Source organism: Agromyces sp. Root1464 (genome assembly GCF_001427265.1).
In the GTDB taxonomy this organism is placed as follows: Bacteria; Actinomycetota; Actinomycetes; order Actinomycetales; family Microbacteriaceae; genus Agromyces; species Agromyces fucosus.
The window spans coordinates 65,840-77,859 of sequence record NZ_LMFU01000003.1; the positions used below are offsets into that span (position 1 = coordinate 65,840).

A 12,020-nucleotide genomic window follows, 5' to 3' on the forward strand; every position below is an offset into this window, starting at 1 on the left:
GCCTATGCCACCCGCGTCGGGCGCGCTCGGGGGGCGAACGCCCGGGCGCGCCGAGGCGTGCGCACCGCGCCGCTCAGGCGGAAGCGCGGTCGAGTTCGACGATCTCCGAGCGCTGCAGTTCGACGGATGCCGCGGCCATGAGCGCATCGACCTGGTCAGGCCTCGACGCACTGACGACCGGCGCGACGACCGTGGGCTTGGCCAGCAGCCAGGAGAGCGCGATCGTTGCCGGCTGCACGCCGTGGGCGAAGGCGATCTCGTCGACCGCCGCGAGCACGCGGTGGCCGCGTCGACCGAGGTATCGCGCCTGGCGTTCGCCCCTCGCGTCGTGCCGCACGTCGGCGCGTCGTCGCACCTGCCCGCCGAGGAATCCACTGGCGAGACCGAAGTACGGCAGCACGGCGAGCCCCTGCGCGTGGGCGACGAGCTCGGGGGCGCCTTCGAACGGGAGACGCTCCATCAGGTTGTACTTCGTCGTGAGCGCCTGGAACCGCGGCAGTCCGTTGGCCGCGAGCACGCGGGCCTCGATGAGACGGTCGGGCGTGAAGTCGGCGGCACCGATCGAGCCGACCTTGCCGGCCGTGATCAGGGCGTCGACCGCGCCGAGGCTCTCTTCGAGCGGCACCTCGCCGTCGTCGCCGTGGAAGTAGAGGAGGTCGATGCGTTCGATGCCGAGGCGCAGCAGCGAGTCGTCGACGGCCGCCGAGATCTCGGCGGGCGAGAGTCCTCGATGATCGGGGTGGTGGCCGATCTTCGTGGCCACGGCCATGCGGTCGCGAGTGCCGCGCGAGTCCATCCACTTGCCGATGATCGATTCGCTGCGACCGGCGGCGTAGCTGTCGGCGGTGTCGACGAGCGAACCGCCGAGACCGGCGAAACGGTCGAGCACGTCGAACGCCTGCTCGGTGCTCAGGGTCCAGCCGAAGGTGCTGGCGCCGAGCGCGAGCGGGTGCACCTCGATGCCGGAGTCGCCGATCGAGACCCGCTGGGGCACGATGATGGGGCCGGAGAGCGGGTTCGACGCGATGACGTCGACGTGGAGCCCGTCGAAGAGGTCGGCGGCCGTGGCCGGCTCGTCGCGCGCGGGCGACTCGGCGAGCGCGAGCGCTGCCCCCGCACCGCTCGCATCGTTCGCCCGATAGACGTGTCGTCGTGCCACGTGCCCCTCCTCCCCAGGATTGACTCTGAGAATACGTCTCGATCGACGTTCGAAGGGTGCGATCCGTGGAACGGCGGGTGAACCGTTATCGAATCGTTTCGCTCAGTCGCGGGCCCGACGAGTGAGCGATCGGGCCTGACGGAGCACCGGCTCGTCGACCATCCCGCCCCGGAACGCGAACACGCCGCCCTGCTCGGCAGCGGCGTCGAGCACCGCTCTCGCCCATTCCAACCGGGTGGCATCGGGTCGGTACGCCTCGCGCACGACCTCGACCTGACCCGGGTGAATGCACGCGGTTGCCGCGAATCCGACGGCGACGGCGTCTTCGGCTTCGGCGCGGAGCCCGTCGAGATCGCCGATCTCGAGGTGCACGGTGTCGATCGCGGCGACGTCGTGCGCTGCCGCCGCGAGGCACACCTGGGACCTGGCATGCCTCGCGACGTCGCGGTATCGACCATCGTCGAAGCGGCTCGAGGAACCGCCGAGCGAGGCGACGAGGTCTTCGGCGCCCCACATGAGTGCCGACACGTTCGGGAGCGCCGCGATCTCGTTCGCCGCGAGCACCCCCCGCGCGGTCTCGCAGAGCGCGATGACCTCGTACTCGGCGAGGTCGACGAGGTCGGCGGTGCCCTCGCACTTGGCGAGCATGACCGTGCGGTAGCCGGTCTGGGCGAGCGCGGCGAGGTCGTCGGCGAACTCCGGGCTCGATGCCGGATTCACGCGAACGATCACGCGTTCGGGTTCGAGCGGCGTGCTGAGGAGCGCGAGTCGCGCCGCGTGCTTCGCGTCGGCCGCGACGGCGTCTTCGAGGTCGAGGATCACGGCGTCGGCGCGATCGAGGGCCTTTGCGAAGCGATCGGGCCGGTCGGCCGGACAGAAGAGCAGGGCCGGGCCGAAGCGGAAGGGCGGGTGCGTCATCCGCTCACCTCTGCATTCTTCCCACCGTTCGCATCGTCGGCGCCGGTTGTCGAACCGGTCGCGGGCATGCGCTCCCCCGCTTCCCGGAGCCAGACGAGCATCGTGCGCGAGGCGGTCGCCACGACCTCGCCGTGCTGGTTGCGAGCGGTGTGCGCGAGCACCACGACGCCCTGACCGGGGCGGGAGGCCGACTCGCGCTTCGACTCGACGACGCTCTCGCCGTAGAGGGTGTCGCCGACGAAGACGGGGTGCGGGAACGCGACGGCGCCGAACCCGAGGTTCGCGACGAGCGTGCCCTGCGTGAGCTGGCCGACCGACTGGCCGACGAGCGTCGAGAGCGTGAAGAGCGAGTTGACGAGTCGCTGACCGAACGGCTGCTCGGCCGACCACGCCGCGTCGAGGTGCAACGGCTGCGGATTCATCGTGAGCGTCGTGAACAGCACGTTGTCGGCCTCGGTGACCGTGCGGCCGGGGCGGTGCAGGTAGCGCACGCCCTCCTCGAACTCCTCGAACCAGAGCCCGCGCTGCACGACGTCGCGGAGCGGCGCCCGTTCTGCCGAAGCATCCGTCATCGTCTGTTCCCCCTTAGCCGATGCCCAGCTCGCGTGCGATGACCATGAGCTGCACCTCGTTCGTGCCCTCGCCGATCTCGAGGATCTTCGAGTCACGGTAGTGCCTCGCCACGAGGGACTCGTTCATGAACCCCATGCCGCCGAAGATCTGCGTGGCATCGCGCGAGTTCAGCATGGCGGCGTCGCTCGAGACGAGCTTGGCCATCGCCGCCTCCTTCTTGAACGGCAGCCCGGCGTCGACGCGGCGGGCCGCGTCGTGCCAGGCGAGGCGCGCCGTGTAGACGCGTGCCTGCATGTTCGCGATCGTGAAGGCGATGTACTGGTGCGACGCGATCGGCACGCCGAAGACGTTGCGGGTCTTCGCGTAGGCGAGCGCCTCGTCGAGGCAGCCCTGCGCGACGCCCGTCGCGAGCGCGGCGATCGCGATGCGCCCCTCGTCGAGCGTGCGGAGGAAGTTCGCGAAGCCGCGGCCGCGCTCGCCGAGCAGGTTCGCGGCGGGCACCCGCACGTCCTCGAAGGTCAGCGGATGCGTGTCGGACGCACGCCAGCCCGACTTGTCGTAGCCCGGGTCGACGGTGAAGCCGGGCGTGCCGTTCGGAACGATGATCGTCGAGAGCTCCTTGGACACCGAACCGTCGGGGCGCGTGCGCTCGCCCGTCACCGCGGTGACCGTGACGAACTTCGTGATGGGCGTGCCCGAGTTCGTGATGAACTGCTTCGAGCCGTTGACGACCCATTCGTCGCCGTCGAGCACCGCGGTGGTGCGCGTTGCGCCGGCATCGGACCCGGCCTCGGACTCGGTGAGGCCGAACCCGGCGAGCGCGCGGCCCGCGACGAGGTCAGGCAGGAGCTCGGCCTTCTGCTCGTCGGTGCCGTGGCGGAAGACCGGCATGGCACCGAGGCCGACCGCGGCCTCGAGGGTGATGGCGATCGACTGGTCGACGCGGGCGAGCGCCTCGATCGCGAGGCAGAGCGCCATGTAGTCGCCGCCCTGGCCGCCGACCTCTTCGGGGAACGGCAGGCCGAAGAGCCCGAGGTCGCCCATCTGCGCGACGACGTCCATCGAGAGCGTGTGGGTGCGATCGGCCTCGTACGACTGCGGGGCGACGACGGTGTCGGCGAACTCGCAGACCATGTCGTACAGCTGCTGTTCCTCGGCGGTCAACTCGGTGCTCACGGTGGTGCTCCTCATTCCTGGTGGGACGGAGTCGGGTGCGCGACTTCGTGGGGCGCGTTCGACGGTGCGGTGACGGGCTCGGATGCCTCGTGCAATGTGTTCGACCTGACGGTCTCGGATGCCTCGGGCTGCGGTTCGACGCGGGCGACGGACTGGTCTCGCGAGACCTGCTCCCCCACCGCGACCGCGAGCCGCACGATGCCACCGACCGATGCCGTGACGCGGTGCTCCATCTTCATCGCCTCGATGGCGACGACGGCGTCGCCCGGTGCCACAGGGTCGCCATCGGCGACGAGCACGGCCGTGACGGTGCCGGGCATCGGCGCGCGCAGCTCGGGGTCGGCGAGGCCGCCCCGTTCGATCATGGCGAGGCGCGCATCGAGTGCGGCTCGACGACCTGTGGCGGGCACTCGCCAGATGCCCGAGGCGGCGTGGAGCCAGACCGCGCCGTCGGCTGCGGCCGCGATGACGTCGGGTGCTGTGTCATCACTAGAGGGGTCGGCGGCCCCGAGGGCGACGGCGTCGTCGCTCGAGCCGGCGAGGCGCCACCCCCGCGACGTCTGCCACGCATGGGCGCCGGCCGCACGTGCGGCGTCGATCGCCTCGGTGGCGCGGAACCGCGCGGCCGCGGCGAGCACCTCGAGCGGCGCGGCATCCGACTCGGGGTCCGGCATGCGGTCGATGAGACCAGTGTCGAGGTCGCCGCGCTGCACGGCGGGGTCGGCGAGGAGCCGGCGAAGGAATCCGAGGTTCGTCTCGACGCCGAGCACGACGGTGTCGGCGAGCGCCGCGTCGAGGCGAGCGATCGCCTCGCCGCGGTCGGCGCCGTAGGCGATGACCTTCGCGAGCATCGGGTCGTAGTCGGCCGTGATCTCCTGCCCCGAGCGGATGCCCCCGTCGACGCGCACCCCGGCACCGCTCGGCTCCCGCCACACGAGGAGTTCGCCGATCGACGGGAGGAATCCGCGCTCGGGACTCTCGGCGTAGAGGCGCGCCTCGATCGCATGACCAGTGAGCTCGATGTCCGCCTGGCGGACCGTGAGCGGTTGACCGGCCGCGACCCGCAACTGCTGCTCGACGAGGTCGACTCCCGTCACGAGCTCCGTGACGGGATGCTCGACCTGGAGCCGGGTGTTCATCTCGATGAAGAAGAACTCGTCGGGCGCGGCATCCGACACCAGGAACTCGACGGTGCCCGCCCCTCGGTAGTCGACGCTGCGGGCGGCGTCGCACGCGGCCGTGCCGATGCGCGCGCGGGTCTCGGCGTCGAGAAGCGGTGACGGTGCCTCTTCGATGACCTTCTGGTGACGGCGCTGCAGCGAGCACTCGCGCTCGCCGAGGTGGATGACCGCGCCGAAGTCGTCGGCGAGCACCTGCACCTCGATGTGGCGGGGGCGCTCGATGAGCCGCTCGAGCAGCAGCGTGCCGTCGCCGAATGCGGCGAGTGCGACGCGCCGGGCCGCGGGGATGGCGGCGGCGAGCTCCCGGGCGTCACGGGCGATCTGCATGCCCTTGCCGCCTCCGCCGGCGCTCGGCTTGACGAGCAGGGGGAAGCCCACGGCCTCGCCTGCCGCGGCGAGCGCGGCGTCGTCGAGCGAAGGATCGGAGACGCCGGGCACGGTCGGCACCCCGGATGCCTCGACGTGGCGCTTGGCACGGATCTTGTCGCCCATGACGTCGAGGGCCTCTACCCCGGGGCCGACGAAGACGATGCCGGCGTCGCGGCACGCCTCGGCGAAGCCCGCGTGCTCGGAGAGGAACCCGTAGCCGGGATGGATGGCCTCGGCGCCCGTCTCACGCGCCGCCGCGATGATGCGGGCGGGGTCGAGGTAGCTCTCGGCGGCAGCGGCGGGACCGATGCGCACGGACTCGTCGGCGAGGCGCACGTGCGGCGCGTCGGCGTCGGCGTCGGAGAAGACGGCGATCGAGCGGATGCCGAGGCGCCGAAGCGTGCGGATCACTCGTACGGCGATCTCGCCGCGGTTGGCGACGAGCACCCGGTCGAACGGACGAGTCGACCGTGCCTCATCGACGGCGTCGACCGTGCCCATTCGCGCCTCCCTGCGCTCGAGGTGCGCGAACTCAGTTAACGCGCACTAACTGGAGTCGATGTTAGCGGGCATTAACTCAAATCACAAGCACGAGCACGGGCGCAAGCACGAGGGCGAACCGTCACCCCGAACGCGGTGCGAGTGCCGCGGCGATGCGATCGACGCCGAACTCGAACGCCCGGTCGACGTCACCGCCCAGGCGGAAGGCCCCCGAGAGCTCCATGCTGACGAAGCCCGTGATCCACGCCGTGAGCGTGCGAGCGGCGTCGAGCGCATGATCGGGGCCGGCGAGCCGGCTCGCGACGGCGAGCAACGGTGCACTCGCCTCGCGGAGCGTCTCGACCTCGAGGCCCGACTCCTCGCCGGGCGAGAAGACGAGACGATACGACGCCGGCTGCTCGTGCGCGAACCTGCGCACCACGCGGGCGAGGCGGGCGACCTCGGCGATCTCGGCACTCGTGCTCGTCGAGGCATCCGTGCTCGCCGAAGCATCCGTCGCACCCGTCGCCTCGCGACTGCGGACGCCGCCGGCGACCGGAACCGTCTCGGCGTCGAGGCGCCGCCCGAGCTCTGCGACCGCGGATGCGGCGATCAGGCGTACGAGGTCGCTGCGGTTGCGCACCCGCTTGTAGAGCGACGGTGCGCGGACCCCGACGCGCTCGGCGACGGCCTGCATCGTGAGCCCGCCGAGCCCCTCGGCCTCGAGGATGTCTCGCCCGGCGGCGACGATGGCGTCGAGCGAGGTTCGTTCGGGTGTCGGCATCGGCGGGGTTCCTTTCGACCATTCGACTCTAGGCTATTGCGCTTAGCCTTGATGGCTATGTAGCATAGCCATCAACCATCCCATCACGACAAGCGAGGCATCTGATGAAGCTCGGCCCCTCCCTCCACCGCATCGGCTCCGACATCGTCGCCGTCTATCTCGTCGACACTCCCGAGGGCGTCACCGTGATCGACGCGGGGCTCGCGGGGCAGTGGAAGGAGTTGACCGCCGAGCTCGCCGTGATGGGTCGCTCGCTCGCCGACATCCGCGGCGTGGTGCTCACCCACGGCGACTCCGACCACATCGGCTTCGCCGAGCGCCTGCGCCGCGAGCACGGCGTGCCGGTCTTCGTGCACGCCGCCGACGCCGCACGCGCCCGCGGCGAGGAGTCGACGAAGCCCGAATGGGGCGGCATGAAGCTCGGGGCGACGACGAAGTTCCTCTGGTACGCGCTCACCCGCAACGGCCTTCGAACGACCCCGCTCACCGAGGTCGTCGCCGTGAGCGACGGTGACGTGCTCGACCTGCCGGGCGCACCACGGGTGATCAGCATGCCAGGTCACTCCCCCGGCAGCATCGCCGTCCACGTTCCGGTGGCCGACGCCGTCTTCGTGGGCGACGCGCTCACCACCCGCCACGTGCTCACGGGCGCCACCGGCCCGCAGCCCGCGCCGTTCACCGACGACCCGGCCGAGGCGCTCGCGTCCCTGCGCCGGCTCGAGGGGCTCGGGGCCAGCTGGGTGCTGCCCGGCCACGGCACCCCGTGGAACCGCGGCGTCGACGAGGCGATCCGCGAGGTCGAGGCTGCAGCGGCGCGTCAGGCCTGACTCCGGCACCCCGCGGATGTCGCGACCAGCCGCGTCTCAGTCCCCTCCGACTCCGGTCACCTCCGTCACGAGGAGATCGACGATTCCGAGGAGATCGACGATTCCGAGGCTGGACCCGGGCTCCACGATCCTCGGAATCGCAGATCTCCTCGGAAACGCGCCTTCGCCGAGGATCGAGACCGAGCGCGACATCCGGCATCGAAGCGACCCGGCGCCTCAGCGCGCGAGATGCAGCCCTTGGGCCACGGCACGCGCGATCATGTCTTGCACGGTGTGCCAGCGGTCGATGATCTGCCGGTAGCCGACCCGCACCACGCGATACCCGAGGAGCATGAGCGCCGCGTCGTGCTCGATGTCGGCCTCGCGCTGCGGACCGACATGGTGTCCGCCGTCGATCTGCAGCACCAGGCGATCCCCGATCAGGAAGTCGACGCGGTGTCCCGCGATCCAGGCCTGCGGTGTGATCGGCACCTTCAACCAGCTCAACCGCGGCACCACGAAGGACTCGAGTCCCGAGTCCGAGTACGGCACCGCGGCGTCGAGGATTCTTCGCGCTGTAGACGACAGCGGCATCCGCCCGAGCGCATGTCAATCGACGAGCCCCTTCCGCAGCGCGGACTCCCAAACGGCGAGGGCCGACTCATACGGTTGGCATGCCGCCACGATGGCCAATACGTTCTCGATCGGGTCGACGAGGGCATCGGGATGCCGCGGAACGAGCGGCTTCGCCCAGTGCACGGTCACCCTGCGAAGCGAGACCCCGGAGTGCACAGGCGCGGCGACGTGCGGACGGTCGCCGGAGAGGACCCACAACCCGAGGCGCTCGGCCTGGGTGATGCAGGAGACCACGACCCCGTCGCGGGCAGCCCCGATCAGATAGCCGTCGGCCGACGGAACCGCGACCCAGCCCTTGCGGACCCGGATGAGTCGCCCGGCGGCGAGACTCTGTTCGATGCGGTGGCGACTGAAGCCCGCCTGCTGCAGGAACCGGGTACGAACGACCCCTCCGGCACTCCGAGTCGTCGCGGCGACAGGGTCGGCCGGGCCACCGGAAGCCGCAGGCCGGACCCGGGGCGTGCGATCGAATGGGGCCGCTTCGGGCCGCGTCGTGTTCACCCCATCGAGCATGGCGTCCGGAGAGCGACCGCGCTGCAGCGTGGCGTGATCGGTGGACGCCTCGGCCGACCGAACGCTGTGACGGGAGAGTCGACTGACGCGATACCGAGGAGATCGGCGATTCCGAGGTGGAAACGCGAGACTCGCGTCCTCGGAATCACCGATCTCCTCGAATCTGCAGGACGCAGGCGGGACGCACAGGGTGCGGCGCTGCGACTCACATGCGGAAGAGACCGAACGCCGGCTCGGGCAGCGGGGTGCGGCTTGCGAGCTCGAGCGCGAGGGCGAGCACCGTGCGCGTGTCTTCCGGAGCGATGATGCCGTCGTCCCAGAGCCGCGCGGTCGAGTGGTACGGGCTGCCCTGGTCGTCGTACTGGGCACGGATCGGATCCTTGAACGCCTGCTCCGCGGCATCCGACCAGGTCTCGCCCTTCACCGCGAGCTGGTCGCGCTTGACGGTCGAGAGCACGGATGCCGCCTGCTCGCCGCCCATCACCGAGATGCGGGCGTTCGGCCACATCCAGAGGAACCTGGGCGAGTACGCCCGGCCGCACATCGAGTAGTTGCCGGCCCCGAACGAGCCGCCGATGACGACCGTGAACTTCGGCACCCGGGTCGTCGCGACCGCGGTGACCATCTTCGCCCCGTGCTTGGCGATGCCGCCGGCCTCGGCGTCGCGGCCCACCATGAAGCCCGAGATGTTCTGGAGGAACAGCAGCGGGATGCCGCGCTGGTCGCAGAGCTCGATGAAGTGCGCGCCCTTCATCGCCGACTCCGAGAAGAGCACACCGTTGTTCGCGACGATGCCGACGGGGTGCCCGTCGATGTGGGCGAAGCCCGTCACGAGGGTGTCGCCGTACTCGCGCTTGAACTCGGCGAACTCGCTGCCGTCGACGAGGCGGGCGATGACCTCGCGCACGTCGTAGGGCTGCTGCACGTCGACCGGCACGGCGGCGGTGAGCGTCGATTCGTCCACGGCCGGTGGCCGGGGCTCGCGAACCGCCCAAGCCCGCGGCGCCGGCTCGGGGAGCGTCGCGACCATGTCGCGCACGAGTTCGAGCGCGTGCTCGTCGTCTTCGGCGAGGTGGTCGGTGACCCCTGAGACACGTGAGTGCAGTTCGCCGCCGCCGAGCTCTTCGGGGGTGACGACCTCGCCGATCGCGGCCTTCACGAGCGGCGGTCCGCCGAGGAAGATCGTGCCCTGATCGCGCACGATCACGGTCTCGTCGCTCATCGCCGGAACGTAGGCGCCACCCGCCGTGCAGGAGCCGAGCACGGCCGCGAGCTGCGGGATGCGCATCGACGAGAGCTGTGCCTGGTTGAAGAAGATGCGGCCGAAGTGCTCGCGGTCGGGGAACACCTCGTCCTGCAGCGGGAGGAAGGCGCCGCCCGAGTCGACGAGGTAGATGCACGGCAGGCGCTGCTCCTTCGCGACCTCCTGCGCGCGCAGGTGCTTCTTCACGGTCATCGGGTAGTAGGTGCCGCCCTTGACCGTCGCGTCGTTGCAGACGACGAGCACGGGGCGACCGTGCACGAGGCCCACTCCCGTGATGATGCCGGCCCCGGGCGAGTCGCCGCCGTAGAGGCCCTCGGCCGCGAGCGGCGAGAGTTCGAGGAAGGGGCTGCCCTCGTCGAGCAGGCGGTCGACCCGGTCGCGCGGCAGCAGCTTGCCTCGCGCGACGTGACGGTCGCGGGATGATTCGGGGCCGCCCAGCGCGGCAGCAGCGAGTCGCTCGCGCAGGTCGGCGACGAGCGTCGCGTGCGCCTCGGCGTTGGAACGCGCGGCATCGCCGCTCGGGTCGATGCTCGTCTGCAGGATCGGCATTCGTGCCACCAGTCTTCGTCGACGGCGCGCCCACTTGTGGCCGGCGCAGGATTTCGGTTAGTGTGCACTAACTCGATTCCCGATGTTAGCGAGCATTAACCGAGATGGCAACCACACCGAGCACGGCCGAGATCCTCGGCGACGCGCGCGCCGACGAGTCACCCGCGGCGGTCACCGTCGCAGCGACCGCGACCGAACGCAGCCGCCAGAAAGCCGACCGGCGTCAGGCCATCCTCACCGCCGCTGCGACGCTCTTCGCCCAGCGGGGGTACGCCGGTGTCACCATCGAAGACCTCGGCGCTGCGGTCGGCGTGAGCGGCCCCGCCGTCTACCGGCACTTCCCGGGCAAGGCCGCGGTGCTCGCCGCGATCCTCCAGGGCGCGAGCCGCACGCTCCTCGACGGAGCCGAACGCGTGCTCGTCGAGGCATCCGACCCGGCTGTCTCGCTCCGCGAGCTCATCGCGTTCCATGTCGACTTCGCCCTCGGCGACGCCGATGTCATCCTCGTGCAAGACCGGGAGCTCGAGCAGCTCGACCTCGGCGCCCGGCACGAGGTGCGCCTCCTCCAGCGACAGTACGTCGAGCACTGGGTCGACACCCTCGCAAGACTCCGGCCCGATCGGGCCGAGACGGAGCTCAGGATCCGGGCACACGCCGCCTTCGGTCTCCTGAACTCCACTCCGCACAGCGCCCGCATCCCTGGACGCAGACCCGCCGACGGCACCATCCGCGGCATCCTGGAGGAAATGACATGGGCGAGCCTCATGTCGTGACCCTGCGCGCGACCCGCGTGGGCGATCTCGACGCTCTGTTCCGATTCGAGCAGGATCCCACCGCCGTGCGCATGGCCGCGTTCACCCCGCCCGACCCGAGCGATCGCGCGATGTTCGACGCCCACTGGCGGCGGCTCCTCGACGACCCGACGGTCGATGCCCGCACGGTGCGGGCCGACGGCGAGATCGCGGGCAGCGTCGCCCAGTGGTTCGACGACGGCGTGGCCGAGATCACGTGCTGGATCGACCCCTCACACTGGGGCGAGGGCATCGCCACTCGCGCCGTGCACCTGTTCGTGGAGACCCTGCCGCAACGACCGCTGCGCGCCCGCGTCGCGAGCGACAACGCACCCTCGATCGCGATACTCGAGCGCCTCGGGTTCCGCCAGGTCGGCGCCGGGTCGAGCTTCGCGAACGCTCGCGACGTCGAGATCGAGGAACGCGTCTACACGCTCGACTGACGGCGAGCGGATGCCGCGGCTCGACATGCGGCGCCCCGCTCGAGTGCCGCTCCGCTCGACGGGCTCAATCGCCCGCGCGAGCCCCGTGCTCCGCGGCGATGCCCGAGATGCGCGCCGCGAGCTCGAGGTCGCGCGAGGTGACGCCGCCGACGTCGTGAGAGCTCAGCTCGAAGCCGATGCGTCCCCAGCCGAGCTGCACGTCGGGGTGGTGGTTCAGCTCGTCGGCGACGAGGGCGACGGCGTCGAGCACGCGCACGGCGCTCGCGAAGTCGGCGGTCGAGTACGTCGCGACGAGCCGGTCGCCGTCATGGACGAAGGCCGAGCCGGCGAGCTCGTCGGCGGTCTCCCCGGGCGAGAGGATGCTGCGTGCGTTCATGC

The 12,020-nt window shown here is 70.8% G+C and carries 13 protein-coding genes; 3 read left to right on the forward strand and 10 right to left on the reverse strand.

Features of this window, described 5'->3' with window-relative positions; genetic code table 11:
- Positions 1 to 73 precede the first annotated feature (73 nt).
- The 6 genes from ASD23_RS15955 to ASD23_RS15980 form a co-directional block, all read right to left on the reverse strand.
- Positions 74 to 1,159 carry an aldo/keto reductase gene (locus ASD23_RS15955; protein ID WP_235507786.1) on the reverse strand — a complete coding sequence of 362 codons (1,086 nt, stop codon included), beginning with the start codon at positions 1,157 to 1,159 and terminating at the stop codon, positions 74 to 76.
- 102 nt (positions 1,160 to 1,261) lie between these two features.
- Complete coding sequence (locus ASD23_RS15960; RefSeq protein WP_056013646.1) at positions 1,262 to 2,077, reverse strand: HpcH/HpaI aldolase/citrate lyase family protein; 816 nt, start codon at positions 2,075 to 2,077, stop codon at positions 1,262 to 1,264.
- Positions 2,074 to 2,649 carry a MaoC family dehydratase gene (locus tag ASD23_RS15965; protein ID WP_082571592.1) on the reverse strand — a complete coding sequence of 192 codons (576 nt, stop codon included), beginning with the start codon at positions 2,647 to 2,649 and terminating at the stop codon, positions 2,074 to 2,076. The genes ASD23_RS15960 and ASD23_RS15965 overlap by 4 nt, the downstream gene beginning before the upstream one ends.
- A 13-nt stretch (positions 2,650 to 2,662) precedes the next feature.
- Positions 2,663 to 3,841 (reverse strand): acyl-CoA dehydrogenase family protein, encoded by a 1,179-nt coding sequence (locus ASD23_RS15970; RefSeq protein ID WP_056013649.1) that lies wholly within the window; start codon positions 3,839 to 3,841, stop codon positions 2,663 to 2,665.
- Positions 3,838 to 5,877, reverse strand: coding sequence for an ATP-binding protein (locus tag ASD23_RS15975; protein ID WP_056013651.1), 2,040 nt, complete (start codon positions 5,875 to 5,877; stop codon positions 3,838 to 3,840). The genes ASD23_RS15970 and ASD23_RS15975 overlap by 4 nt, the downstream gene beginning before the upstream one ends.
- A 121-nt stretch (positions 5,878 to 5,998) precedes the next feature.
- On the reverse strand, positions 5,999 to 6,640 hold the full coding sequence (locus ASD23_RS15980; RefSeq protein WP_056013654.1) for a TetR/AcrR family transcriptional regulator: 642 nt from the start codon (positions 6,638 to 6,640) through the stop codon (positions 5,999 to 6,001).
- Positions 6,641 to 6,744: 104 nt separating this feature from the next.
- Here ASD23_RS15980 and ASD23_RS15985 point away from each other — a divergent pair, with 104 nt between their 5' ends.
- On the forward strand, positions 6,745 to 7,467 hold the full coding sequence (locus ASD23_RS15985; protein ID WP_056013660.1) for an MBL fold metallo-hydrolase: 723 nt from the start codon (positions 6,745 to 6,747) through the stop codon (positions 7,465 to 7,467).
- A 216-nt stretch (positions 7,468 to 7,683) separates the two neighbouring features.
- Here the strand turns inward: ASD23_RS15985 and ASD23_RS19355 are convergent, their stop codons facing one another.
- The 3 genes from ASD23_RS19355 to ASD23_RS15995 all read right to left on the reverse strand — a co-directional run bounded on the left by ASD23_RS19355 (position 7,684) and on the right by ASD23_RS15995 (position 10,408).
- On the reverse strand, positions 7,684 to 7,998 hold the full coding sequence (locus ASD23_RS19355; RefSeq protein ID WP_235507787.1) for an endonuclease domain-containing protein: 315 nt from the start codon (positions 7,996 to 7,998) through the stop codon (positions 7,684 to 7,686).
- Positions 7,999 to 8,055: 57 nt separating this feature from the next.
- Positions 8,056 to 8,583, reverse strand: coding sequence for a hypothetical protein (locus ASD23_RS19360; protein WP_235507788.1), 528 nt, complete (start codon positions 8,581 to 8,583; stop codon positions 8,056 to 8,058).
- Between the two features lie 217 nt (positions 8,584 to 8,800).
- Complete coding sequence (locus ASD23_RS15995; protein WP_082571593.1) at positions 8,801 to 10,408, reverse strand: carboxyl transferase domain-containing protein; 1,608 nt, start codon at positions 10,406 to 10,408, stop codon at positions 8,801 to 8,803.
- Positions 10,409 to 10,512: 104 nt separating this feature from the next.
- Here ASD23_RS15995 and ASD23_RS16000 point away from each other — a divergent pair, with 104 nt between their 5' ends.
- Both ASD23_RS16000 and ASD23_RS16005 read left to right on the forward strand, forming a co-directional pair.
- Positions 10,513 to 11,181, forward strand: coding sequence for a TetR/AcrR family transcriptional regulator (locus ASD23_RS16000; protein WP_082571594.1), 669 nt, complete (start codon positions 10,513 to 10,515; stop codon positions 11,179 to 11,181).
- A complete protein-coding gene (locus tag ASD23_RS16005; RefSeq protein ID WP_056013663.1) occupies positions 11,160 to 11,642 on the forward strand; it encodes a GNAT family N-acetyltransferase in 483 nt (160 codons plus the stop codon). Before ASD23_RS16000 ends, ASD23_RS16005 begins: the two co-directional genes overlap by 22 nt.
- 64 nt (positions 11,643 to 11,706) lie before the next feature.
- Here the strand turns inward: ASD23_RS16005 and ASD23_RS16010 are convergent, their stop codons facing one another.
- Positions 11,707 to 12,018 carry a 4a-hydroxytetrahydrobiopterin dehydratase gene (locus ASD23_RS16010; protein ID WP_056013666.1) on the reverse strand — a complete coding sequence of 104 codons (312 nt, stop codon included), beginning with the start codon at positions 12,016 to 12,018 and terminating at the stop codon, positions 11,707 to 11,709.
- Positions 12,019 to 12,020 lie beyond the last annotated feature (2 nt).

Bases quoted from the DNA above. Each gene is read 5' to 3' on its own strand.
- ASD23_RS15960 (WP_056013646.1), bottom strand. From the start codon at position 2,077: ATGACGCACCCGCCCTTCCGCTTCGGCCCGGCCCTGCTCTTCTGTCCG.
- ASD23_RS15965 (WP_082571592.1), bottom strand. From the start codon at position 2,649: ATGACGGATGCTTCGGCAGAACGGGCGCCGCTCCGCGACGTCGTGCAG.
- ASD23_RS15970 (WP_056013649.1), bottom strand. From the start codon at position 3,841: ATGAGGAGCACCACCGTGAGCACCGAGTTGACCGCCGAGGAACAGCAG.
- ASD23_RS15975 (WP_056013651.1), bottom strand. From the start codon at position 5,877: ATGGGCACGGTCGACGCCGTCGATGAGGCACGGTCGACTCGTCCGTTC.
- ASD23_RS15980 (WP_056013654.1), bottom strand. From the start codon at position 6,640: ATGCCGACACCCGAACGAACCTCGCTCGACGCCATCGTCGCCGCCGGG.
- ASD23_RS15985 (WP_056013660.1), top strand. From the start codon at position 6,745: ATGAAGCTCGGCCCCTCCCTCCACCGCATCGGCTCCGACATCGTCGCC.
- ASD23_RS15995 (WP_082571593.1), bottom strand. From the start codon at position 10,408: ATGCCGATCCTGCAGACGAGCATCGACCCGAGCGGCGATGCCGCGCGT.
- ASD23_RS16000 (WP_082571594.1), top strand. From the start codon at position 10,513: ATGGCAACCACACCGAGCACGGCCGAGATCCTCGGCGACGCGCGCGCC.
- ASD23_RS16005 (WP_056013663.1), top strand. From the start codon at position 11,160: ATGGGCGAGCCTCATGTCGTGACCCTGCGCGCGACCCGCGTGGGCGAT.
- ASD23_RS16010 (WP_056013666.1), bottom strand. From the start codon at position 12,018: ATGAACGCACGCAGCATCCTCTCGCCCGGGGAGACCGCCGACGAGCTC.